The organism is Faecalimonas canis, assembly GCF_054601575.1.
The window spans coordinates 38,768-61,410 of the sequence record NZ_BAAHSI010000034.1 but is presented as its reverse complement, the minus strand read 5'-3'; the positions used below and the strand labels follow the sequence as shown (position 1 = coordinate 61,410).

Genomic DNA, 22,643 nt, shown 5'->3' with positions numbered 1-22,643 from the left:
AATCTTGACATAGGACCAAAAGTAAATCTTTCATTTTTCCCCCAACGCTTAAATTTCTATTCTTTATAACTATCACATCTGACTGTTTCTTACCTTGAATCTATTCACTAAATTCTTTCATTCGTTTTTCAACTATAGTAATATACTTCGTTTTTGTGATTTTCTCTATAAACGTATTTTCTACTTTGCCAAACAATTTTTGTCTTACAAATTCTAAACATATCGCTAAACCATATACTAAAAAAGGTGTAATAATCAACACAAGCCCAAATGCCCCAAAAGATTTTTCACTAATCTGTTCTGCCACTTTCCAAATGATATCTCCATAAAACGGACTCATATGTATAATAAAGGCAGCAAAACTATATCCCGCAATCCTATTGATTATCTTTGATTGCAGATTTAGTTCTCTAAACCATAAAAATAGACACATTGCACCTGCCAGACAAAAAATTGTATCATAACTAATATATGTATTAAAATAGAATCCCATCATTACACTCATTACATGATTTCCTATAAATAATAAGATACAACTCAAAAAATATCCAATTCCAGTATATGCCTTTTTAACATTACCTAAATAAAGTTTAAAATATCTTCCTATAAAATATAAACATACAAAATTAACGATTCCATAACCACTATCCATTGTAACAGTTGGTGCATTTAAAGTATATTCGATTGTTGGTAAGATATAGAAAATAATAACCATTAAAACAATCAAACTCTGAAACTGCTTTTTACTAAATTTTTCAATCACAAAATTTAAAATCGGACTGATTAAGTACAAAACAACATATGTCGTCACAAACCAATTTCTTTTCGTTATGATTGGAAGCAAAAACAAAATATCTGTCTTCACTTGTAACAGATGCATTCCCGTCACAGTGCCTAACACCAAACCTGTAATTCCCCAAAACCATACTACTGTATCTAATTGGAAAATCCTCTTCACTTTCATTTTTATGCCAAAATATCCGGATAGCAGTACAAAGCAATTAACTGCAACAATACAAAAACTTTTTATAATATTGCCAATATAGTACCCCCACCACCAATATTTTGCATATCAGTAATATGAGGCACTAAATGCTCTGTAATAACAAATAACATACATATAATCCGTAACAATTCAAATTTCGACTCTCTCTCCCTCATCACTCTCACCTTCCTATACTAATGCTTTTTAGCACTTTTCAACTTATCTAAAACACTTGTCACTATCCCTTTTATATAGCCAAATTCTTCTGTTCTATAATATCTCAAAACAAGAATTCCATTTGCTAAAATAGTAACTACAACCATTTTCAAAATAAACTCTAAAAATAGATTTTCCATTCTAACCAACGATTGTAAATAATATGTAAGCCCAGCAACAACTACACTTGTTATAATTTTTTCACCCTCCCATAAAATATAATTTCTAAAGGACATTTCAAAAACTTCTCTATACACAAAATAAGGTTTTGTCCAAAACGAACACAACAGAAAACTTATCAAAGTCCCTGCCAAAACACCAACCAGTCCGTATTTTGTAGCCAAAATAAGTGAAAGAATTAAATTTATCACAGCTTCAATTACCGGAACATATCTATCCGGATAAAAAAGACCAGATGCGCTTTTTACAATATCTATCCCCGAATTAATCCCTTTTAAGTAATAAGTTAAAACCGCAAACACCAAAATACCAAAAGATAAAATATAATCTCTTCCCAACCATATCTCCACAAATGGCTCTATTAAACAGAATAGTCCTATCCCCGTAAACGTGTATAACCAAAAATTTATAAAATCTATTCTCTTATATACTGCGTATGAACGTTCCTTTGTTTCACTTGCAATTAGATTCCCCATACTTGCAGTAACACCACTTGAAAACGTAGTTACAAACCCAGCCACAGATGTTACCAGTGTCGTGTAATTGCTATACATACCAACCGCATTAATACTCACTAGAGATGATATAACCAAATTATCTGAACATTGAGAAATAATATAACCAAACTTCCCTACAAACAACGCTTTTATATTAGTAAATAACTTTCTTTTTGTTTCTATATCTAATTTTTGAACACTCTTATCTTTTAAATATGGATACTTTTTATCTAAAATTGCAGAAAAGATAATATTCTTTATTAAAGTACTTCCAATCTCTATAGCTAAATATAAAATATAATTTTCTGTAAAATATAAGATAAATACCTTTACAATTAAAACACCTATTTGCGTAACAGTATTAGCTATTGTATACAAATATTTATTTTGGTCTGAGCTGTTTAACGTAACTTTATATGACCACAAATAAGATGCAACTGAGCTAAGCAAAAACAAAAAATATATAGCAGTTACATCCGGGGCTGTATTCCCTTTCAAAAATATAGGAAGGAAAGGATAAAACAATAATCCAATACCTGCTGTTAGTGCTGCAAGAAATTGATATGTTCTTTTATAAAATCTCATCAAAGACTTTATTTTTTCTATATCATTTTCTGCAAGCGGCTTATACAGGCTATATCCGATTGCAATTCCAATCCCTGACTCTGCTAATGAAAAAATAGTTAAGATGTTAGTCATCAATCCATTGATACCTAAATATTGCACTCCCACACTATATATCAGAACTCTTCTAGAGATAAAACCCAACAAAATAACAATTACTTGCGAAGCAAATGCAACTATTGTATTTATGGCAGATTTCTTTGTCCTCAAAATATCATCCTCCTATCTAATACTCATATTTTCTCTTTTCAAATTTGAAATATATTTATCTCTTGTCTTTTTGTCAATTAATAAATTTAACATTTCTTTATATATTGGATTCTAAATATCTCTATATTTCTCTTTCTACAATCTCATAAAACTTCTCTAATTCTTCTCGATTTCCTATTTTCTCATTTCTTATATATTGTATAATCCTATTTCTATATTCCGTATCCTGTATCATTTTCTCTATTCCTGCTGCAATTGCATTTCCATCCAACGATACTATCAATCCATTTTTTTCAGGAATAATCTGTGAATATACTGTATTAAATTCCGTAGTAACCACTGGCTTTTCAAACATACGTGCTTCTGAAAGAGTTATACAAAATCCTTCGAATCGCGAAGTTTGTACATAAATATCACAAGATTTAAAAAATGGGTACGGATTACTCTTAGCACCTAATAAAATAAAAGTATCTTCTAAAGAAAATTCTTTCATCTTTTGCTCTATATTCTTTCTTTGATTCCCTTCACCAATAACATACCATTTAATAGGAAAGTTCTTTTCTTTTAAGACTTTACATGCTTGAAGAGCAAGGTCATACCCTTTCGATTCTATTAGTCTCCCAACAGTTAATAAAATGATTTCTCTATCGTTGTTTCTTTCTATTTTTTCTCCAGATAAATTCGCCATTTTTTTGTCAAAATCACAATCTAAAATATCCTTAATCATAATTCTCTTAGTTTTATGCATAGGAAATATTTCAGCAAATTTTTGATACCCACCTTCTGCCACTAAATTCACATAATCAAATTTCTCATATATTTGATTAATATAATTCATCTCTTTATTTTTAGGTACATATGTTGCATTAATCCAAGCAATTTTTTTCGATGCTTTAACCCTATCTGCAACATAAAAAGTAGGTACTCCTTGAGCATAAGCAATTGCCACATCATATTGCTTGTCCATTATTTCAAAGGATTTTTGCACACATTTCCACATTAAAACAGATTTTTCTATATTGTTATATCTCTTTCTTCTCAATTTTAATGAATACGATACTTGTGAAGAAAACTTTTTAACATCCTCTATCTTTTTTCCAATGTTTTTATACGGAATATTACAATATTCAAAGAATGGTAATATTGGTAATACATTCACCTTTTCCGGTAACAATTTTTCAAATTCTCCACCATAAGAAAACAATTGTAAATCCACTTCATATTTCTCATAATCTAATAAGTTTAATAAAGTAACTAAACTTTTCTCAGCTCCACCTAGAGATAAAGACTCAATTACAAACAAAAGTTTTTTCATTTATTTTTTATATGATATTTATAAATAACTAAATACCATATCTCCTTTCTTCTTGATATATACTTTGGCGTTTACAAAATGCCAAAATTCACATAAATACAGGATTCTTTTTGTCACAAAATAAAACAACTCTTCACTGGTTTATGGTAAAATTGAGATATCAAGTAATAATCAACCATCTCCCGGAAAGAAACTGTATCTGTATGATAGCATACAAACAGTTCTCTTTGGCAGATATTTTACTGATTAATTTTCTATACTTACTTTTTCTGTAAAAACATATCCAACACTTCTCGCAATTTTGTAGATGACGTTCCTTTTGTATAAGGTAAATACGTCACTTTTATACCATATTCCGCAAACTGTTTTTCAAAATTATTCCATTTCTCTGTACCTTTCCAATCATCTCCGACAAAGATGGAATCACAATTATACTCCAATAATACCTTTAACTTGTCCATATCTTTCTGCGGTATTACTTTATCAACGCACTTAATATTTTCTACAATCGCCTTTCTTTCCTCATAAGGTATAATTGGTGTTTTCCCCTTATATTCTTGCACAAGTTCATCTGTGCTTACACCCACAATCAGATATTCACAATATTTTTTTGCATTATTCAATACATTCAAATGACCTATATGGAACATATCATATACTCCAGATGTATAACCAATTTTATATTCTTTCATTTACATTTCTCCTTCGATATACTCTAATACTCTTTTACATGCATTTCCGTCATCCCATGAACCTATATTTTCTTTCAAAAACAATTCGCAATTTTTCTGATATTCGTCCACAGAAAAATCGAGTATTTGACAATTCAACTCTTTATTATCAAAACTAATCGGAAATGGTAACTCTTTAATATTGAAATATAGTTTTCGGTCTGTTGAAGTATAGGCCTCATAATCACTTGCATATAAGAAACATGGTTTCTTAGTAAGAATATAATCAAACATCAGCGCTGAATAATCCGTGATAACAGCATCTGCAACACTTAATAGTTCCTGTATGTCATCATAAGAAGTTGCATTAATGATATATTCATTAAACTTCAGATTCTTCACCTCATTCAACAAATGCGGATGCAATCTGACTAAAATCATCCATTCCCCGCCAAATTTCTGCTCCAACGATATTTTCAGATTATCATATTCAATATTATACACCGACAAATCATGATTTTTCCTAAAGGTTGGTGCATATAATAGTATCTTCTTTCCAGATTCTAAGCCTAAACCTTTCATCACTTTATTATAGAATTCATTATGCTCTTGAAAAAACAAGTCACACTGAGGCGTTCCGCATTCTAAGTAGTCGCCCATATACCAAAATGCATTCTCATAAATTTCTTTGCTCTTTTTATTTCCCGCAAGTAACAAATCTATCTGCTTTGAATCCTTTTTTGCCATCTCCACATAGTGTTTTGGCAATGTGTCTTCCGCATCCTTTTCAATCATTTTAAGTCTCAAAGAACTATGCCATGTCTGTATATATCTTTGCTCTTTTCGCTTATCGAATTCTAATGTCATTCTATAATTTGTGATAATAAAATGACTTGTTGCCAAATAGTAATAATATTTTATAGAACTATATTTTACTAATTTTTTGTTTTCCAGTTTTTTATGCTTTTTAACATCTGTGAATGCCCATACAACCTCAAGTTCTGGATTGACTTTTTCAAAATATTCACTCAAATATTTAGGCGAACCGCCATAGTTTGCCCCATAATAACTAAAAAAAAGTATACGGTTCTTTTTAATCGGAAATACTCTTAAGAACTTATACACTATCTTTTTTATGCCCATAATTTCCCCCTAACTTTTTTCATACATTCTTTTATAAAATATATTTTTGTCGACTTATAAAAGCTATTAAATTGACTTTTTTTTTCTTTATCAATTAGCGGATTCTGATTAATTTCCTCTTGCAACTCTTTACATAATTTCATAAGAACTGTTTTGAAATTTTTATGTATTTTTCGGTCAAAATGCCTTATCGAATCCATGTATAAATTTATCATTAAAGAAATCATGGTCTCATCAATTAAATACAATAATTCCGGATACTCTTTTTTTACGAATTCTCTTCTCTCCTTATATCCATCCAAAATATGTAACTTTTTAATATCAAACACATATGATATGCTCGTGCTCCTCTGAAAGTAGTAAACCAACTCTTCTTTTACTAAAACAATCTTTTGCGCTTGGTTAAATATCAAGTGTGTCCAATAAGTGTCTTCAAATAATTTGCCTACCGGAAAAGCATATTCTTCCAATAATTCTCTTTTATACAATTTCCCCCATGCAAAATTTTTAATCAAATCATTTCTAAGCAACTCCTCCATTGCCTGCTTTCGATTATACACTTGCACTTCTTCTATCACATTTGCACTTACACAATGAAATTCATATTGGTAATAATAATTTGCTACAACTATATCTGCATCATATCGCAGAAGAGCCTCATAAAGAATTTCAATCGTATTTTTTTCAAGCCAATCATCACTATCTAAAAAGAATATATATTCCCCTCTTGATTCTGAATAACCAACATTCCTGGCGTCAGAAAGTCCTCCATTTATTTTATGAATCACCTTTATTCTCTCATCTTTTGAAGCATACTCATCACATATAATAGGACTATCATCAGTCGCACCATCATCTACTATAATAATTTCCAAATTTTTGTAAGTCTGTTGTATCACGCTCTCGATACATCTCTTCAAATAATCTTCTACGTTATATACAGGTATAACAATTGATACAAGTTTACTTTTCATCATGATTTCCTCTGTTTATATCCTTTTTTTACTCCATTAGCTTCTTAAGATTTTCTAATCCGACAATTTTAACCAAAACTTTTTTTATTATTTTCTTTACTTTCACATACCAAGGTAACCAGCTAACGTAAAAATGATGCACACAATAGGACTTGTCCGTAATCTGATATGTACAATATGTGTATACATATGGCGAGAAATATTCTTTAGGATAAATCTTCATTCCATCTTTCAGTTCTTGATAACAATTATTCCTCTGTAATGAATATTCTTCTAACAATTCAGTTAATTTTGATACATTTGTTCCTTCAATAATTTTTCCATCTTCTCCATAAAAAGATATCGTCTTATATAAGTTAAAAAATTTTTGAAACAACGGATATCCTGGAACAGTTCCCATCATACTTGTTGCCACGTAGTTTCCTTCTTCAAATCCTAAAAGACACTTAGCATCCAAAACATCATCAAAACTCTTGAATACCTCTACATCTGTATCAAAATAAATACCGCCATATTCTAATAGCGCTTTTACTCTTGCAACATCACTAACAAATGCATATTTCTTTGCTGCATAAGCATCTTTTGTATACTGTAATTGATTTACATCGAAATTTCGCTCATTCCATTCCATAAACCGATAGTCAGATAGATGCGTTTTCCAACTTTCAATACACTTTTTTATTGGTTCCGGCTTCTCTTTCCCACCAAACCAACAATAATGAATAATTTTAGGTATTTCCCCACTTCCTGCCATATATCATCCCTCTTCTCATCATTCAAGCAATTTATAGATTTTTTTAATTTCAGTTTCATTACTATAATGAATTTTTTTCATATTTTCAACCAACTCATTTTGTAATGTAGTATCTTTTATAAGTCTTATGATTCCTTCCGCACATCCTTCATTATCCACTGGTACAATTATACCATCATAACCATCTTTTACTTGTGAATCTGCAGTCGCAAAGTCTGTTATAACGACAGGTTTATGCAGAATCTGTGCTTCTCGTACTGTAACTGCCTTACCTTCATATCTGGAAGGCTGCACATAAATATCACAAACTTTCAGATATGGATATGGATTATCTTTTTTCCCTAAAACAATTACATTCTCTTCCATTCCATATTTGATAATATTCTCTCGAATTAATTGCTCATCCCCTCCAAATCCAATCAGATACCACTTTACGTTAATCCCATTCTCCATAATATATTTACATATTTGAGGCACATTATCAAAATTTTTCGCATGACAAAAACGTCCAATAGATAATAAGTTTACACTTTTTTCCTTATCAAAATCTATAGCTACTTTTTCTTCGGCCTGATTTTCCACCATACTATTTGTAATAATGTTATCAATTTCTATAATTTTATTTTGTAATGTAGGAAACTTTTTTAAAAATGCTTCTGTTACTTTTTCAGATATAGAAGCAATATAATCATAGGATTCCCACATTTCTATTTCAGTCTCAATATCTATATCGACTGTCGAGTAATCTGTATGTATCCAAGCAATTCTTTGCTTTGCTTTCACATGATTTAAACATATATAATGCGGAGTCAAAAAGCTAATTGCCAAATCATATTCTGTATTGGGATTAATATCATCCATATATCTCCATGTATATTTATGACTATAAACCAGTTCTACTTGATTATCTCTCTTAAGTTTCAGCTCTTTCACTCGTTTTTTAGCTAAATACTTTGCTTTCAATCTTCCATATAACATTTTCACTTCATGTTTTGAAATTAACGCTTTCATCGGTACAGCAAGATATCTTGCCTGATTCATCGGGAGAATCACCACTTCTTTTGGTATAAATTTTAATAATTCTCCTTCTTGTCTTGCTAAAAATAGATTTACCTCATACTTTGAATAATCAAAACTATTTAATAATCCCAAAAGAGCCCTTTCAGCTCCTCCTATTTCCATCGCATGAGAAACTATAATAATTCTTTTCATTTCCATCTCCACATCAAAAAATGTAAATATACACCTTTTTAGTTACAATCCCCACTACTATTATTTCATATTTAGTATCTTATTTTCATTTTTCTTAATATAACCTGATAACAGATATCCTACTGGCCACAATAAAACCGTCAACAATCTTCTTGGAGATTTTCTTATATATCCCTTATTGCCTGCAATTATACTACTTGAAATATAGTGAATGGTTGTCTTACACAGATATTGAAACGGCACATTCGGTAAATCCATAATCATTCTTCTCAATTCTGCAAAACTTTTCGGACTATTTATATATTGTTTAAATATATTTGCGGACATTCCATCCTCTTGATAATCCACAATGCACAAAGGCTGATTCACAGCTAAAAACTTATATTTTGCACTAAGTTTTAAAATCATATAATGCGGATTAAAATTTTTTTCGCCCGCAAAAACCGGCATTGGTGCAACTTCCTTATATACCGATGTTCTCACTACATATTTTTTGTCTCCTCGGTTATTCTTGGAAGCCAACAATTTGATTGGTTCAATCTTTTCCCCATTAGGAAGCACATCACCTATAATTCTCCCGTCTGCTGTATAATCAAGTCCAATAAGTCCGGCCAAATCATCAGATTTGTTCTTATCCCAAACAGATAAAATTAATTCAATCGCATTATCTGGAAGCCAATCGTCTGAATCAATGCATATGGACAATTCTGTATCCATACTTTCTATAGCAGTATTATATCCCGTATGGAGTCCTCCGTTTTCTTTATAGATATATTTAATTTCTATTTCCTTTTCTGCTATCCATTTCTCAACCACTTCTCGTGTATTATCTGTTGAACCATCATCAATAATCAACCATTTAAATAGTTGATTACTTTGTCTAAGCAAACTTTCATAGCAACTATGAAGTAAATGTGCCCTATTATATGTTGGAGTAAAAACTGTGATTCTTTTTTCCATATTAATCTATATAAGCAATCCCCTGTTGAACTGCTTCTATTATCTCCTTCTTCTTCTGTTCTGTCATACTTTTAGAAAAACGATACTCTTTTCCAAATCTCTGAGAGTTTTCCATTTTCGTAGTATTACGTTGGATAAATTCCTCAATACTGCAAATCACTTTTGCCGGATTTCCTGCTGCCACGCAATTATCCGGAATATTCTTTGTTACCACACTATTAGCTCCTACTACTACATTATTACCAATCACTACATTCGGAAGTATTGTTACATTCGCTCCTACAAATACGTTATCACCAATGACGACCTTACCAATCTTTGTATATCCAATACTTTTCTTCGTACTGGCATCATGAGCTAAAATTGTAACTCTAATAGAAAACGTTACATTATCGCCAATCTCTACTAAGAAACAATGGGTTGGGTCAATATAACTTCCTTGCTGTCTATTAAAATTCTTTCCAACCTTAAGCCCGCGTTTTACCAAAGCTGCTGTTGGTATTTCACCATTCATTCTTTTTACAATATTCTTTATCGATTCTTTCAAATTCACCGACTCATCTCCTCATAAATTTTACTTAACCGCCTTGCATTTTCTTGTATATCATATCCTGCTTTTACTATATCCTGATATGTATTTCTACGCGGTATTGTTTTCAACCTTAAGATATCCTCCGCCCATTCATCAGCCGACCTTGATAACAACTCTTGTTCTACCAAACTTGTTTTTTTACACTCAATCGGAACTCCGTCAGAAATCAAACATGGTAATCCCGCAGCTTGCGCTTCAATCAATGTAACGGGGAACCCTTCATAATGTGATGGAAACACAAATACATCCATAGTCTGCAACAAATCCGAAACATCACTACGTAATCCGGTAAATATAACTCGTTCTTTCAGTCCTAATTTTTTTACTTTTTCTTCTGTTTCCGTACGAAGCTCCCCTTCTCCTACTAAGATTAATTTCGCAGGTATCTTTTTATTTAATTCATAGAATATATCAATAAGAAAATGATGATTTTTGGGATAGCAAAATCTTCCCACATGTCCTATCAAAAATTCATCACTTTGTATACCTAATTTTTCTCTAATACTTCTCCTCTTAATTTTATCAAATGAATATATTTTTGAATCAATGGCATTATTTACAATCTCGAATTTAGTGCTTCGGAACATCCATTTTCCAGCCGCATCGCTACATGCCATCAAATGAGTAGCATATTTAGGTATAAAATATCGATATATCAACTTAATCGGATATTTAATGTCTTTATCCTGACTAGAACTGTGGCTGTGTGCAATCCTCACCTTTACTCCACACTTTTTCGCTACTTTAAGAATAATCGAACTCATACAATCCTGATGAACATGAACTGTTTGATACTCTTTGTGTTGCTCAAAAAAAGTCTCTAACTCCTTTCGGTATCCTCTATCAAATGGATTCAGTCTCGATATTCTATAAATTATCCCTCCCATCGATAGTATTTCTTCATCATAGTCTGCTTTTTCCTGTCGATGTACTAAAAAGTCAAACTGAATTTTTTCTCTATCTATGTTTCTATAATAATTCATAATCATAGTTTCCAATCCACCACGATTCATATGTGTTACAACATGAAGTATTCTAATCATATTTCACCTCTTAATTTAAAAAAGTTGTTGTAAATATTCCATTACGGTTAGTCGACGGAATAGCTGATTGAATCTCCCATATACAATATTACAATCGTAATAAAAAAATAAAAGATAACCTATTATCATTGAGATTTTGACAAATTTTCTATTTCTAGCATTAAGTTTGTTTACCATATTCGGTAACGTAATCGCTTGGGCCATCACAAAATAATTTGCTAATCGTGCAAAATAGTTAGCAGTCCCAAAAATTCCAATAAACATAATGCAACCATTAACCATAGATAAATTAAACATTAGATTTTCTTTTTTTGTACTCTTTTCGAAAATTTCTTTATGAAAAAACACTGCTAGCATAATTGGTACATTACATACTAGAACTCGAAAAATATTTACACCTTCACCGCTAAATTCTGTACTGCTATAAGATTCGCCCAATGCATTTGTTATAGAATTAATCGTTCCAAACATTCGCTCCAAAGAAAATGCTATAATCACAGTTCCGATGACTAAAAGTAATGTCCGTTTTGTCCAAGGTTTAAACATCAAAAAAGGAACAATTAAAAATATCAATGCATACATATGAAATGTGCTTGCCAAAAAGATTAACAAACAATACCTTATCCATTTTTTTTCTTCCGCTAATGTCAAAGCACACAAACAAATTGCCGTTGCCATCGATTGCTTTATTGCCGCCGCAGTAAATGTAAATGCTCCAACACAGAAAAACAAATAAATATTCAATGATAATTGATTATAATGTTTTCTGATAAAATGAAGATATAATCCTGTCGTTATTAACGAATAAATCATAAGCCAGTTTTGTGTTGACACACCAAGCGTTTTCAGAATTGCATTACACAAATTAAACCCTGGGTCTTTACTTAAAGATGGGTCAAATGTATTCCAAAACGCCGGCAGTTCTGCAATCATTTCATATCCTACCCGATATGTGTATGTATCATTAAAACTAGTTCTTAAGCCCAAGAATCCCCCCAATATAATTGTCATTATTATAAAAACAACACTAATTTTTTGCGTTTTTAAACTGTGTATTGGGTCTTGAATATATACATGTTCATAAATCCATCCCATCCCTAATGCTATAAGCATCAATATCCATATTTGAATCATTTTATACTCCTAACACCTTTATTGTTTTCTCCACTACTTTTGCCTTATCAAACTTTCTTTCCACAATTTTTCTCGATGAATTTCCCATCATTTTTTTATTGTCATAATCAATATTAAGAAATTTCTTTATCTGTTCCAAAAGTTTTTCTGAATCTTTTACATTTACTAAATATCCATTTATTCCTTCTTCAACAGCTTCCATACATCCATGAATCCTGCTCGTAATCAATGGTCTTCCCATAGCAGCCGCTTCCAAAAGTGTATTTGCCATCCCCTCATGATAAGACGGGAGTATAAAACAATGACATTTTTTAATGAATGGCCTCACATCTGCCTGATATCCATGATACTCAATGATTTTTCTTGACACTAAACCATCAATTCGTTCCTTATAGTCATCTTCCATCGGACCAACAATTTCAAAGAAAACATCTTGTCTTTCTTCTCTGATTTTCTCAGCCACTTCAAATAACTCATCTATTCCTTTTTCTTTCATGACTCTTCCAATAAATAGAAAGCGTGTTTCACTCTCTGACGGATAATTACAGAATGAATATTCCTCTAAATTCACCCCTGCTCCATTCACCAAACAAGCCTGTTCTTTTTTACACACGCCTATATCCATCATCAACTTCTGATTACCATAATTCTCAAAGAACACAACTTTTGCCTTTTTTAATGACAGCTTATACAAAAATGTTACTAATTTTTTTATCATCCCTTCATTTTGAAAAGCCGTTCCTAGTCCAGTAATATTAACTGCATAAGGTATATGAAGAAAACGACACATCATACCACCGTAGATATTCGGTTTAATTGTATAAGTAAGTACAATGTCCGGATGAAGTTTTTTTATAAGTTTCATATAAAAGAACATTAATTTTGCATCTGTCTTCGGGCTGATTCCTCTACGGTCCACACTCGTATTAATGAACTTGCATCCCATCTGTATCAAATCCTCTATAAATTCTCCATCTGGCAAAGATATATATACCTGATTCTCTTTTGCAATCAGCTCTTGGATTAGTTCTTTCCTAAACTTGTATAAACCTTCCGCATCATTTGCTAAAATTAAAATTCTCATTTTGAACCCCACTGTCTTTTTCATATATTCTTTGACTCTTCTTATTTTAATATTCCTTCTATCTTCTCAATAACAACACTATCGTACATCATCATCACGATATCATCCTCATAATTCCCAAAACATGGCTTATTTTCGATTCCATTCATATTATTCATAATCAACTTTACAAAATCAACACCTGCACCATATGCATGCAAATATCCGCCACCAAATCTTGGATTGATTTCCGACAAGTAATATTGTCCATCACGATACCAAAAGTCCATATCTATCGGTCCATTGAATTGAAATGCCTGCAACGCTTCACTTGCAAATTGATTTAAATTGTCATCTTTAAAAGAAACCGTTTTGCTTGCTCCACCGATTTTAGTTTCTAGTTTTTTCTTACTGAACAAAGATACTGCCTGATTACTAATCGTATCCACATAAATATCTGCATCAATATCCAATGCATCGCTCATAAATTCTTGGATAATCAAACTAGAATCCTCTATCATAGCCTTTTCTAACGTCTTCATATCTTCTACTTTTCTTGCACCTACCGAGCCGCTTCCTGTTCTCGGTTTTACAAATACCGGAAAGTCAATTTCCCCTTCTGCCTGTCCTTTCTTGAATGATTCAATATCACTATATGTTAAGACCGTTCTAATTCCTTTTTCCTTTAGGTATTCATACATCACATATTTGTCGAAGCAGATTTCAGCCGTCTCTTTATAAGGAGTCAATACTTCTACTCCAATTTTCTCAAATTTATTTCTGTTTTTTGCTAAAATCATAATTTCCGGGTCAATCAATGTAGTAACCGCCTGAATTTCTTCCTTTTTACAAATATCCAAAATTATCGAAATATACTTATCATCGTCTATTCTCGGAACAATGTAATACTTGTCCGCCATATATATAGCCGGAGCTGTCAAACTAATATCCGTAGCAATAATCTTTCCTTCATTCCCCATTGATTTTCTAAAGTTTTTTAAAAGTTCACATCTACGCCCCGCACTACAAAATAATATATTCATTTTCTATTTCCTCCTAAGTTTTATCCCCTAATTCCTTTTCTGTTTTGCCCTAATCTAAAATCAACTGAAGAGTGTCTAGATTTGCTTCATCAGATGTAAACTGTAATTTGTGATTCTCTGATAAAAACACATCAACAATACCGCAAATCATTTCTTTCGCACATGTAGCATCTCCATTGATAGTAATTAGGGCCCATTTTTTACACGCTTCATTAATCCTCAGTAATATATTTTTTATTATCGCATAACTCCCCTGATTTCTTGTTTCTCCCAAAACTAATTTTTTGTCCACAGTATACTCTTTCAAAAGTTGTTATTTTCCTTTTTCAACTCCTAAGAATGTATATCTACATATTCCTCTGTACTAATTGCTGTACGTACCTTCTCAATTCCACTTTCCGTCTCTACAAATACATCTGGATAATATCTAATAAACATACCACCAAACGTCATAGAATATGCTCCAACTCTGTGGTATATTATTTCATCTCCCACCTGTAATTCTGGTTTATTTTCGATAATCATAATCCTATCATGATCCATACAAGTATATCCACAAACAACTTGTTTTTCTCTCATATTTGTCCTTTTCTTTTGCTCAATGGAGTACATATATCTATTTTTTGTCCATAAAGGATCAATATGAACTCTACTACCATCTGTTGTAACTATTCGAGCATAATCCGTATCTTTCGCATCTAACACTTTTGTATGCAAATCTACTACTGAACCAATAATAGCTGAACCCGGCTCTACAATTAATTTTGTTTTACTAATATCAACTACCGTCTGAAGTTCTTCTTTTATACAACTAATATATTGTCTTTGAGTCGGCTTTCCTTCAACTCCTCCGAAAAATCCACCTCCAACATCTATAAAACTTAATTCTAAGTTATACTTTTTAATTATATTTGCTGCATATTTCGCTATTCTTCGGTATACTTCCACGCTTCGTGTAATACTGTTACAGTGAAGATGTAATCCTAACTTTGTATTTCGAGAATATTTAAATATGGTCTCTAAAGTTTCTGATAATGCTCCATTTTTTTCTGAAAATCCAAATCGAAATCCATCTTCTTGATATCCAATATCATTTTCCCCGAAAACATTTGGATCAACATTCACTCTAACTCCAATAAACGCATCTTTTGGACAATTTTGCTTTATATATTCCAAATCCTTTTGAGAATCCACATTGACATACGTCTTCCCCTTCAATGCTTCCTTTAAAGTTTCCTCCCCTTTTATAGGTCCATTAAAAACAATATCCTTATCAGAAAATCCACATAACTTCGCCAAATGATATTCCTGATCTGATACTACTTCTGCTAAAACATTTTCTTTGTTTAAATACTTTAAAAGCCATGGCAATGAATTTGTTTTTACCGAATACGCCAATAAAGAATTCGGCCATATATCAATTAAGGCATTTTTAAATGCTAATATATTATTCTTCAATTTAGATTCTGAAATCAAAAAATATGGTGTTTCCATCACTCTATCCCCTTCCCTTTAAATTCTTCCATTGTCGCACTTGTGTCCGAACTAATTCCCTCTCTCTTTAATACATTCCATATCGTTTTGAAAATAATTTTCCAATCACCAATAAATGTTACATGGTCTACATATTCCACATCATACTTAAATTTTTCTTCCCAACTGATTGCATTGCGGCCATTTGCCTGAGCAAGTCCGCTAAGTCCCGGACGCACTTCATGTCGGCGTTTTTGTTCTGCATTATATCTTGGAAGATATTCTACCAAAAGTGGTCTCGGTCCAATAATACTCATATCTCCCTTTAAAATATTAAAAAGTTCCGGAAGTTCATCTAAACTAGTAGAACGAAGAAATTTTCCAAATTTTGTAAGTCTCACTTCATCTGGAAGTAATTCTCCGTTTTCATCTTTTTCATCTGTCATTGTGCGGAATTTGTACATTTCAAATATTTTTTCATCTTTTCCCGGTCTTTTCTGTCTAAAAAGAATCGGACTACCAAGTTTTACTCTAACCAAAATCGCGACTACTATATAAATAGGTGACAACACAATAATTGCCAACAAAGACAATATAAAATCCATACAACGTTTAAAACATTTTTTATACATTTTCTTCCCCCGACAAATATTTACACAAATAAATTTCTTATGATTTTTATAATTTTATCCATATCTTCTTCTGTATTTTTTATATCGCTCGGAAGACAAACTCCTCTATTGAAAATATCTTCTCCAACACTTCCAACTTCCTCTACTGTAACAAAATCATATTCCGAAAATACAGGTTGTAAATGCATTGGCTTCCAAATCGGCCTACTCTCAATATTTTCTTTTTCCAATGCCAACATAATATCTATAGATGATACTTTACTCTCTTGTTTTATAGTCATACAGGATAACCAATAATTTGTTTTACAGTCCTCTGGTATCGGATTCATTTCAATTTCTTCAATATCAGCAAATGCTTTCTGATACGTTTCATAAATTTCTTTCTTTTTATTAATGTGTTCATCTAAGTGCAATAACTGCCCTCTTCCGATTCCCGCAATAACATTAGACATTCTGTAATTATATCCTATTTCTTTATGCTCATAATGTCTCTCCGGTTCTCTTGCCTGTGTAGATAAGAAACGCGCTTTTGCAACTGCATCTATATCGTCAGAAACAAGCATTCCTCCCCCTGATGTTGTAATAATCTTATTTCCATTAAAAGAATAAATACCATATTTTCCAAAAGTACCTGTCTGTTTTCCTTTATATGTTGCGCCTAAACTTTCTGCCGCATCTTCAATTAAAATTGCATTATGCTCTTTACAGATTTCAAGAATTTCATCCATTTTCGCCGGTGTACCGTATAAATGAACTATAACAACAACCTTTGTTTCCGGATATTTTTCAAATGCTTTTTTTAAAGCCTCTGGACTCATGTTCCATGTTTCCCTTTCTGAATCAATAAATACCGGTATAGCCTTTTCATATACAATTGGATTACAAGTAGCGGAAAACGTTAATGAAGATACAAATACCGTATCTCCCTGCTTTACGCCTGCCAGTTTTAAAGCAAGATGGATAGCTGCAGTTCCTGCACTTAACGCCGCCCCATCTTCACTTCCTACATAAGAAGAAATTTCCTTTTCAAACATATTCACATTTGGTCCAAGTGGGGCTACCCAGTTTGTATCAAATGCTTCCTGCACAAATCTTTGTTCTTCACCGTGCATTGTTGGCGAAGATAAATATATTCTCTTCTGTTCCATTCCTCTACTCCTCTCTCATCACATATGTTGGTACAATCTCTTTAACCATCTGACGAATCGCCTTGCTATCCTTCTCTGCTGCTGCCTTCAACTCTTTCAACTGTCTCATAAACAAAGCTTCGTCCATATCAATCGGTTTTCCGATATGAATCAGATTATTATCTGTCGCCTGCAATCCTTCCTCGTCCATAAGAAGTTCCTCATACAACTTTTCTCCCGGACGAAGTCCTGTATATTGAATTTCAATATCTTCTCCAACTTTAAATCCTGAAAGGCGAATAAGATTTTTCGCCAAATCAGCTATTTTTACCGGTTCTCCCATATCTAACACAAAGATTTCTCCGCCTTTGGCATACGCACCTGCCTGAAGCACAAGAGATACCGCCTCAGGAATTGTCATGAAATATCTGATAATATCAGGATGTGTAACTGTAACAGGTCCACCCTCTGCAATCTGTTTCTTAAAAAGCGGAATAACACTTCCGTTACTTCCGAGAACATTTCCAAAGCGAACCGCAACAAATTCCGTCGCATAGAATTTATCTAGTGTCTGTACAATCATTTCACACATACGTTTTGACGCACCCATAATATTGGTCGGATTTACCGCTTTATCTGTTGAAATTAAAACAAAACGTTCTACACTATGTTTTCCTGCTGCCGATGCTGTTTTATATGTACCGAATACATTATTTTTAATTGCTTCGTTTGGGCTGTCCTCCATTAAAGGAACATGTTTATGTGCTGCCGCATGATAAACAACCTGCGGTCTATATTTATCCATAATTTCATTAATCCTATGTGTATTTCTCACAGACGCAATCAGTGCCACAAGATTTAATTCAGGATATTTTCTCTTTAACTCCTGTTGAATTTCATAAATATTGTTTTCATAAATATCTACGATAATCAATTGCTTTACTCCATGCCCTGCAAGCTGGCGACAAATCTCACTTCCGATAGAGCCTCCCCCGCCTGTAACAAGAACAACTTTATTTTGTACATATCCTAAAATTTCATCTAAATTTACTTTAATCTGTTCACGACCAAGCAAGTCACCGATTTCTACGTCACGAAGTTGTGATACACTCACTTCTCCATTTACCAACTGATACATTCCCGGAAGGATTCGGATTTTGCATCCGGTATGCTGGCAAAGATCTACAATCTCTTTAATTGTAGATTTTGGCGCAGAAGGCATTGCAATAACAATTTTTGTTATGCCATACTGCTTCACTGCCGGAATAATATCTTTCTTTCCGCCAACTACAAGACAGCCCTGAATATATTTCCCCTGTTTTGCCGGATCGTCATCTATCATACAGCGCACTCTTCTTTTTAACTGTTTGTTCAAACGCAATTCTTTTACAATCGCTGCCCCCGCATCGCCTGCACCGATAACCATAACATTTGCGTTTTCCTTTTTATTTTTGAGAAAATATTCTCCTTTAACAAATCGTACAAACCGATAAAAGAAACGAATGAATATCATCATAAATAAAAGTATAAGTGTATATAAAATGTCATAACTTCTTGGAATCGGATAACGAAATGCTTTCATACCAATCGTATTTAAAATTCCTGAAATAATTACCGCCAAAGTAATATTGACCAACTCATTTACACTTGCATATTTCCAAAGGCTTGTATATAAATGGAATACATAAAAGACTGCTATCGTACACATAATATTAATCCCTGCATACTGCCATATTGATTCCAAAAAAATTCTGTCAATATCCGCAAAAATCAATTCATAGCGAATCCACAATGCAAGAAATGACGATAGCATTACAGCAATAACATCTCCAACCAATAATAATATAACACGCATATATAGTGATATGTTCTTTTCACTACTTTTCATCTTTTGCCTCCTCATAATTTTATTTCCCCGTACTTTACTCTATTTAATACTGTCCGTAATATTTTTTTCCATATCCATAATATTTTTTTCTATTTCTTCTTGGAACTTTATTCAATACAACGCCGAGTATCTGACATCCACTTTTTTCTAATTTTTGTTTTACTTCCTGTGCAAGACGGTATTTTACCTTTTCTGATTCAATAACCATAATTGCCCCATCGCACTGTTTTGCCACAATCGCAGCATCGATAACCATTCCAAGAGGTGCTGAATCAATAATAATATAATCGTAAATTTCACGGAAAGACTCCAACATTTTTTCAAACCGTTCATTCGTCAAAAGTTCTGCTGAATTTTTAACACTCGGTCCTGAAAACATAATGTGCAGACGTGGTATGTTCGTTGATAACACAGCTTCAGCCAAAGAACACTGCCCCGATAAGAAATGAGAAAGACCATGCTCTACTGTTCCCGTATTTAAACGAGAAATTAATACAGATTTTCTTAAATCAGCGTCCACAAGAAGTACTTTTTTCTGCATGGATGCTAAAGACTTTGCTAATTCCACCGCTGTATTTGTCTTTCCTTCGCCTTGGAAAGAACTTGTAATTACAACGGCTTTCTTATCATCTCCACAAAACAATAAATTTGTTCTCAATGTTTTTATTTCTTCTTCTACTTCATATGAAAGTTCGTTGTGCGCAATTTCAATTTTTTTCATGTTTATCTCCTATTTTTTTCTAGCATTAACTGTGGATTTTCAACAAATATTTCATTCGCATATTCTATTCCCACTTTTTTCTCCACATATTTTTTACACTCTTGTAAATTAGGTTTTCTTTTTTGCAGGTCATGTGCATCACTCGCAATAAAATGAACAAAATGCTCCTGCAAAAGTTTTTTGCAGAAACGTTTTTGAGAAAATCCCATTTTCCCAAGCACTGTCGCTGCATTCACCTGCATATACGCTCCCATTTCTATTAATTCTTCAATATGTTCGCTATGTTTCACTAAACACGCATATCTTTCAATATGTGCCAATATCGGATTGTATCCCTCTGATACAAGTTCATATACACTATTTCGGATTTTTTGAAATTCATAATAATGAGAAAATTCTACAAGAACATAACTCGTTCCATTCATCTGAAAACTTGGATTTTTTAAAAGCGTTTTCACCAATTCCGCATCTCCATAACATTCTCTTCCCAAATGTAAATTTATATCAAATCCTTTTTTCTCTACAAACTCCTGAAACTTATAAAACTTCCACTGTACTTCCTCCGCAGATGTTTCAAACATTCCCTTACGATAGTGGGGCGTTAAAATAACATTTTTCACCCCATCATTTTCCTGCATTTTCAACATTTTCAACGCTTCTACTACCGATTTTGCCCCATCATCCACCATCGGAAGAATATGGTTGTGTATATCCGTTATCTCTCTCATACTTTTCCTATCTCTTTCTTTCAAGCGGAACTGTAGCCAATACATTTAACTGTAAATAATGCTCAACATCATCCTGATTTTTAATTCTGTCATCCATAAGGAAACGTATCACAAGAATCCCCATCATAAGCGCCGCTCCTAAAAGCCCTCCAAGCATCATATTTTTTGTTGTATTTGGTGTTACCGGATATTGTGGTTCTATCGCTTTTTCTACTGTACTAGGTTTATCCTTATTCATCACTTCCTGAATTCGCATTGCCAGTGTATCTGACATTGCGTTTGATAAATCCTTTGCCAACTTTGGATCTGCACTTGTCACTGTTGTTTTTAGCATACTCGTGTCTGCCGGATTTTCTACTGTAACCATACCTGCCACACTCTCATACGATAAGTCGGCGCCAACTTTTTGAATTGCCTCATTAATAACCGGACGGCTTTTTGACAATGTAATAAAATCTGCCGTCAATTTTCTACTCAAATCTATATTGATAGATTCCCCGCCTGTTGTACCTAACACATATATCATTGAAGAAGCCTGATATTGCGGCGTAACACAAATTTTCGTATACGCAAGTGCTGCACTTGCCCCCACCGCTAGACTTAAAAGGATAAGCCACCACTTTCGCAATAACAAATTAAGTATCTCAATTAAATCAATTCCTGTTTCCTCGTTTTCCCATGTTCTTTCTTCCATGTTCCCTCCTGTTGTCTTGCTATTCTTTGTTTTATTTGCTGCCATTAGAATTTGATTTCTCCTAACATGAAAAACAGCATTGTTTCTTGTTCTAAAAAACAACGCTGTCCCACATAATCTGTCCTATTTTCTATTTAAGTGCTGTTTTCTTCTTAAGCATAACTGCACTTGCTAACGCTACAATACCAACAACTAATGCTACTGCTACCGTAGGAGTTTCACTCGTCTTTGGTGATTCTGTGGAAGAAGCGGATGTGTTCTTATCTACTACAAACGCTACCGGTGACAAAGAATCAAACGTTGCTGTAATTGTGCCTTTTCCTGCTTTTGACGGTTCTTCAGTCCATGCTCCATTCTCATAATGAAGAATCGCCACATTTGTCGAAGCAAGTACTCCCGGAACTTTAAAAGTAATTGTTACCGGAAATACTGGATTTCCAATCGCTCTTACCTCGCGAACATCGATAACTTCCATGCCGTCCACATAATTATCTCCGATAATCTCCTTTAATGTTTGTTTATCCTGCAATAACTTCGCCGCTTCTTTCCCCTCTTCTGTAAGATTCTCGATGATAATTTCCACATTATTACCATTTTTATCAACGGCTTCCGTATACTCTGTTACAATAGCATTCTTCTCCGGACTTGGTGTTGCAAATGCTGTAATTCCCATTGCAATACTTAGTGTTCCTGCCAAAACTATACCTAAAACTTTTTTTGTTAATTTATGCATTTCAAATCCCTCCTAAATATTCATCCTATGT

The 22,643-nt window shown here is 32.9% G+C and carries 23 protein-coding genes; all 23 read right to left on the bottom strand.

Annotated elements, in window-relative coordinates; all coding sequences use genetic code 11:
- Window positions 1–100: 100 nt before the first annotated feature.
- The 23 genes from ACYPXO_RS09725 to ACYPXO_RS09615 all read right to left on the bottom strand — a co-directional run bounded on the left by ACYPXO_RS09725 (window position 101) and on the right by ACYPXO_RS09615 (window position 22,612).
- A complete protein-coding gene (locus ACYPXO_RS09725; protein WP_459640379.1) occupies window positions 101–1,042 on the bottom strand; it encodes an acyltransferase family protein in 942 nt (313 codons plus the stop codon).
- Window positions 1,043–1,179: 137 nt separating this feature from the next.
- Window positions 1,180–2,712: a lipopolysaccharide biosynthesis protein gene (locus ACYPXO_RS09720; protein WP_459640378.1), complete on the bottom strand. Its 1,533-nt coding sequence runs from the start codon at window positions 2,710–2,712 to the stop codon at window positions 1,180–1,182.
- Between the two features lie 121 nt (window positions 2,713–2,833).
- Window positions 2,834–4,027, bottom strand: a complete 1,194-nt coding sequence (locus ACYPXO_RS09715; protein WP_459640377.1) for a glycosyltransferase — start codon at window positions 4,025–4,027, stop codon at window positions 2,834–2,836.
- Window positions 4,028–4,287: 260 nt separating this feature from the next.
- Window positions 4,288–4,719: an adenylyltransferase/cytidyltransferase family protein gene (locus ACYPXO_RS09710; RefSeq protein WP_459640376.1), complete on the bottom strand. Its 432-nt coding sequence runs from the start codon at window positions 4,717–4,719 to the stop codon at window positions 4,288–4,290.
- Window positions 4,720–5,841, bottom strand: coding sequence for a CDP-glycerol glycerophosphotransferase family protein (locus tag ACYPXO_RS09705; RefSeq protein WP_459640375.1), 1,122 nt, complete (start codon window positions 5,839–5,841; stop codon window positions 4,720–4,722).
- Window positions 5,832–6,818 carry a glycosyltransferase family 2 protein gene (locus ACYPXO_RS09700; protein ID WP_459640374.1) on the bottom strand — a complete coding sequence of 329 codons (987 nt, stop codon included), beginning with the start codon at window positions 6,816–6,818 and terminating at the stop codon, window positions 5,832–5,834. The genes ACYPXO_RS09705 and ACYPXO_RS09700 overlap by 10 nt, the downstream gene beginning before the upstream one ends.
- A 25-nt stretch (window positions 6,819–6,843) precedes the next feature.
- Window positions 6,844–7,569 (bottom strand): glycosyltransferase family 32 protein, encoded by a 726-nt coding sequence (locus ACYPXO_RS09695; RefSeq protein WP_459640373.1) that lies wholly within the window; start codon window positions 7,567–7,569, stop codon window positions 6,844–6,846.
- Window positions 7,570–7,587: 18 nt separating this feature from the next.
- Window positions 7,588–8,781: a glycosyltransferase gene (locus tag ACYPXO_RS09690; RefSeq protein ID WP_459640372.1), complete on the bottom strand. Its 1,194-nt coding sequence runs from the start codon at window positions 8,779–8,781 to the stop codon at window positions 7,588–7,590.
- A 60-nt stretch (window positions 8,782–8,841) separates the two neighbouring features.
- Window positions 8,842–9,741 carry a glycosyltransferase family A protein gene (locus ACYPXO_RS09685; protein ID WP_459640371.1) on the bottom strand — a complete coding sequence of 300 codons (900 nt, stop codon included), beginning with the start codon at window positions 9,739–9,741 and terminating at the stop codon, window positions 8,842–8,844.
- A gap of 1 nt (window position 9,742) precedes the next feature.
- Window positions 9,743–10,294, bottom strand: coding sequence for an acyltransferase (locus ACYPXO_RS09680; RefSeq protein WP_459640370.1), 552 nt, complete (start codon window positions 10,292–10,294; stop codon window positions 9,743–9,745).
- The gene (locus ACYPXO_RS09675; protein WP_459640369.1) at window positions 10,291–11,376 is read right to left on the bottom strand and encodes a glycosyltransferase family 1 protein; all 1,086 of its coding nucleotides are present in this window, start codon (window positions 11,374–11,376) and stop codon (window positions 10,291–10,293) included. The genes ACYPXO_RS09680 and ACYPXO_RS09675 overlap by 4 nt, the downstream gene beginning before the upstream one ends.
- Window positions 11,377–11,391: 15 nt before the next feature.
- Entirely contained in the window at window positions 11,392–12,510 is a 1,119-nt protein-coding gene (locus ACYPXO_RS09670) for an EpsG family protein (protein WP_459640368.1), read from the bottom strand.
- Between the two features lies 1 nt (window position 12,511).
- Window positions 12,512–13,594, bottom strand: coding sequence for a glycosyltransferase family 4 protein (locus ACYPXO_RS09665; protein WP_459640367.1), 1,083 nt, complete (start codon window positions 13,592–13,594; stop codon window positions 12,512–12,514).
- Window positions 13,595–13,635: 41 nt separating this feature from the next.
- A complete protein-coding gene (locus ACYPXO_RS09660; RefSeq protein ID WP_459640366.1) occupies window positions 13,636–14,616 on the bottom strand; it encodes an ATP-grasp domain-containing protein in 981 nt (326 codons plus the stop codon).
- A gap of 49 nt (window positions 14,617–14,665) precedes the next feature.
- Window positions 14,666–14,908 carry a hypothetical protein gene (locus tag ACYPXO_RS09655; RefSeq protein ID WP_459640365.1) on the bottom strand — a complete coding sequence of 81 codons (243 nt, stop codon included), beginning with the start codon at window positions 14,906–14,908 and terminating at the stop codon, window positions 14,666–14,668.
- 41 nt (window positions 14,909–14,949) lie between these two features.
- Entirely contained in the window at window positions 14,950–16,110 is a 1,161-nt protein-coding gene (locus ACYPXO_RS09650) for a type III PLP-dependent enzyme domain-containing protein (protein WP_459640364.1), read from the bottom strand.
- Window positions 16,110–16,721 carry a sugar transferase gene (locus ACYPXO_RS09645; RefSeq protein ID WP_459640363.1) on the bottom strand — a complete coding sequence of 204 codons (612 nt, stop codon included), beginning with the start codon at window positions 16,719–16,721 and terminating at the stop codon, window positions 16,110–16,112. The genes ACYPXO_RS09650 and ACYPXO_RS09645 overlap by 1 nt, the downstream gene beginning before the upstream one ends.
- A gap of 20 nt (window positions 16,722–16,741) precedes the next feature.
- Complete coding sequence (locus ACYPXO_RS09640) at window positions 16,742–17,869, bottom strand: aminotransferase class V-fold PLP-dependent enzyme (protein WP_459640362.1); 1,128 nt, start codon at window positions 17,867–17,869, stop codon at window positions 16,742–16,744.
- 4 nt (window positions 17,870–17,873) lie between these two features.
- Window positions 17,874–19,736 (bottom strand): polysaccharide biosynthesis protein, encoded by a 1,863-nt coding sequence (locus ACYPXO_RS09635; protein ID WP_459640361.1) that lies wholly within the window; start codon window positions 19,734–19,736, stop codon window positions 17,874–17,876.
- 43 nt (window positions 19,737–19,779) lie between these two features.
- The gene (locus tag ACYPXO_RS09630; protein WP_459640360.1) at window positions 19,780–20,457 is read right to left on the bottom strand and encodes a CpsD/CapB family tyrosine-protein kinase; all 678 of its coding nucleotides are present in this window, start codon (window positions 20,455–20,457) and stop codon (window positions 19,780–19,782) included.
- A gap of 2 nt (window positions 20,458–20,459) precedes the next feature.
- Window positions 20,460–21,185, bottom strand: coding sequence for a CpsB/CapC family capsule biosynthesis tyrosine phosphatase (locus ACYPXO_RS09625; RefSeq protein WP_459640359.1), 726 nt, complete (start codon window positions 21,183–21,185; stop codon window positions 20,460–20,462).
- A gap of 7 nt (window positions 21,186–21,192) precedes the next feature.
- Entirely contained in the window at window positions 21,193–21,924 is a 732-nt protein-coding gene (locus ACYPXO_RS09620) for a YveK family protein (protein WP_459640358.1), read from the bottom strand.
- A gap of 85 nt (window positions 21,925–22,009) precedes the next feature.
- On the bottom strand, window positions 22,010–22,612 hold the full coding sequence (locus ACYPXO_RS09615) for a hypothetical protein (RefSeq protein WP_459640357.1): 603 nt from the start codon (window positions 22,610–22,612) through the stop codon (window positions 22,010–22,012).
- Window positions 22,613–22,643 lie beyond the last annotated feature (31 nt).

Bases quoted from the DNA above. Each gene is read 5' to 3' on its own strand.
- ACYPXO_RS09715 (WP_459640377.1), bottom strand. From the start codon at position 4,027: ATGAAAAAACTTTTGTTTGTAATTGAGTCTTTATCTCTAGGTGGAGCT.
- ACYPXO_RS09710 (WP_459640376.1), bottom strand. From the start codon at position 4,719: ATGAAAGAATATAAAATTGGTTATACATCTGGAGTATATGATATGTTC.
- ACYPXO_RS09705 (WP_459640375.1), bottom strand. From the start codon at position 5,841: ATGGGCATAAAAAAGATAGTGTATAAGTTCTTAAGAGTATTTCCGATT.
- ACYPXO_RS09700 (WP_459640374.1), bottom strand. From the start codon at position 6,818: ATGATGAAAAGTAAACTTGTATCAATTGTTATACCTGTATATAACGTA.
- ACYPXO_RS09695 (WP_459640373.1), bottom strand. From the start codon at position 7,569: ATGGCAGGAAGTGGGGAAATACCTAAAATTATTCATTATTGTTGGTTT.
- ACYPXO_RS09690 (WP_459640372.1), bottom strand. From the start codon at position 8,781: ATGAAAAGAATTATTATAGTTTCTCATGCGATGGAAATAGGAGGAGCT.
- ACYPXO_RS09685 (WP_459640371.1), bottom strand. From the start codon at position 9,741: ATGGAAAAAAGAATCACAGTTTTTACTCCAACATATAATAGGGCACAT.
- ACYPXO_RS09675 (WP_459640369.1), bottom strand. From the start codon at position 11,376: ATGATTAGAATACTTCATGTTGTAACACATATGAATCGTGGTGGATTG.
- ACYPXO_RS09670 (WP_459640368.1), bottom strand. From the start codon at position 12,510: ATGATTCAAATATGGATATTGATGCTTATAGCATTAGGGATGGGATGG.
- ACYPXO_RS09665 (WP_459640367.1), bottom strand. From the start codon at position 13,594: ATGAGAATTTTAATTTTAGCAAATGATGCGGAAGGTTTATACAAGTTT.
- ACYPXO_RS09660 (WP_459640366.1), bottom strand. From the start codon at position 14,616: ATGAATATATTATTTTGTAGTGCGGGGCGTAGATGTGAACTTTTAAAA.
- ACYPXO_RS09650 (WP_459640364.1), bottom strand. From the start codon at position 16,110: ATGGAAACACCATATTTTTTGATTTCAGAATCTAAATTGAAGAATAAT.
- ACYPXO_RS09645 (WP_459640363.1), bottom strand. From the start codon at position 16,721: ATGTATAAAAAATGTTTTAAACGTTGTATGGATTTTATATTGTCTTTG.
- ACYPXO_RS09640 (WP_459640362.1), bottom strand. From the start codon at position 17,869: ATGGAACAGAAGAGAATATATTTATCTTCGCCAACAATGCACGGTGAA.
- ACYPXO_RS09635 (WP_459640361.1), bottom strand. From the start codon at position 19,736: ATGAAAAGTAGTGAAAAGAACATATCACTATATATGCGTGTTATATTA.
- ACYPXO_RS09630 (WP_459640360.1), bottom strand. From the start codon at position 20,457: ATGAAAAAAATTGAAATTGCGCACAACGAACTTTCATATGAAGTAGAA.
- ACYPXO_RS09625 (WP_459640359.1), bottom strand. From the start codon at position 21,185: ATGAGAGAGATAACGGATATACACAACCATATTCTTCCGATGGTGGAT.
- ACYPXO_RS09620 (WP_459640358.1), bottom strand. From the start codon at position 21,924: ATGGCAGCAAATAAAACAAAGAATAGCAAGACAACAGGAGGGAACATG.
- ACYPXO_RS09615 (WP_459640357.1), bottom strand. From the start codon at position 22,612: ATGCATAAATTAACAAAAAAAGTTTTAGGTATAGTTTTGGCAGGAACA.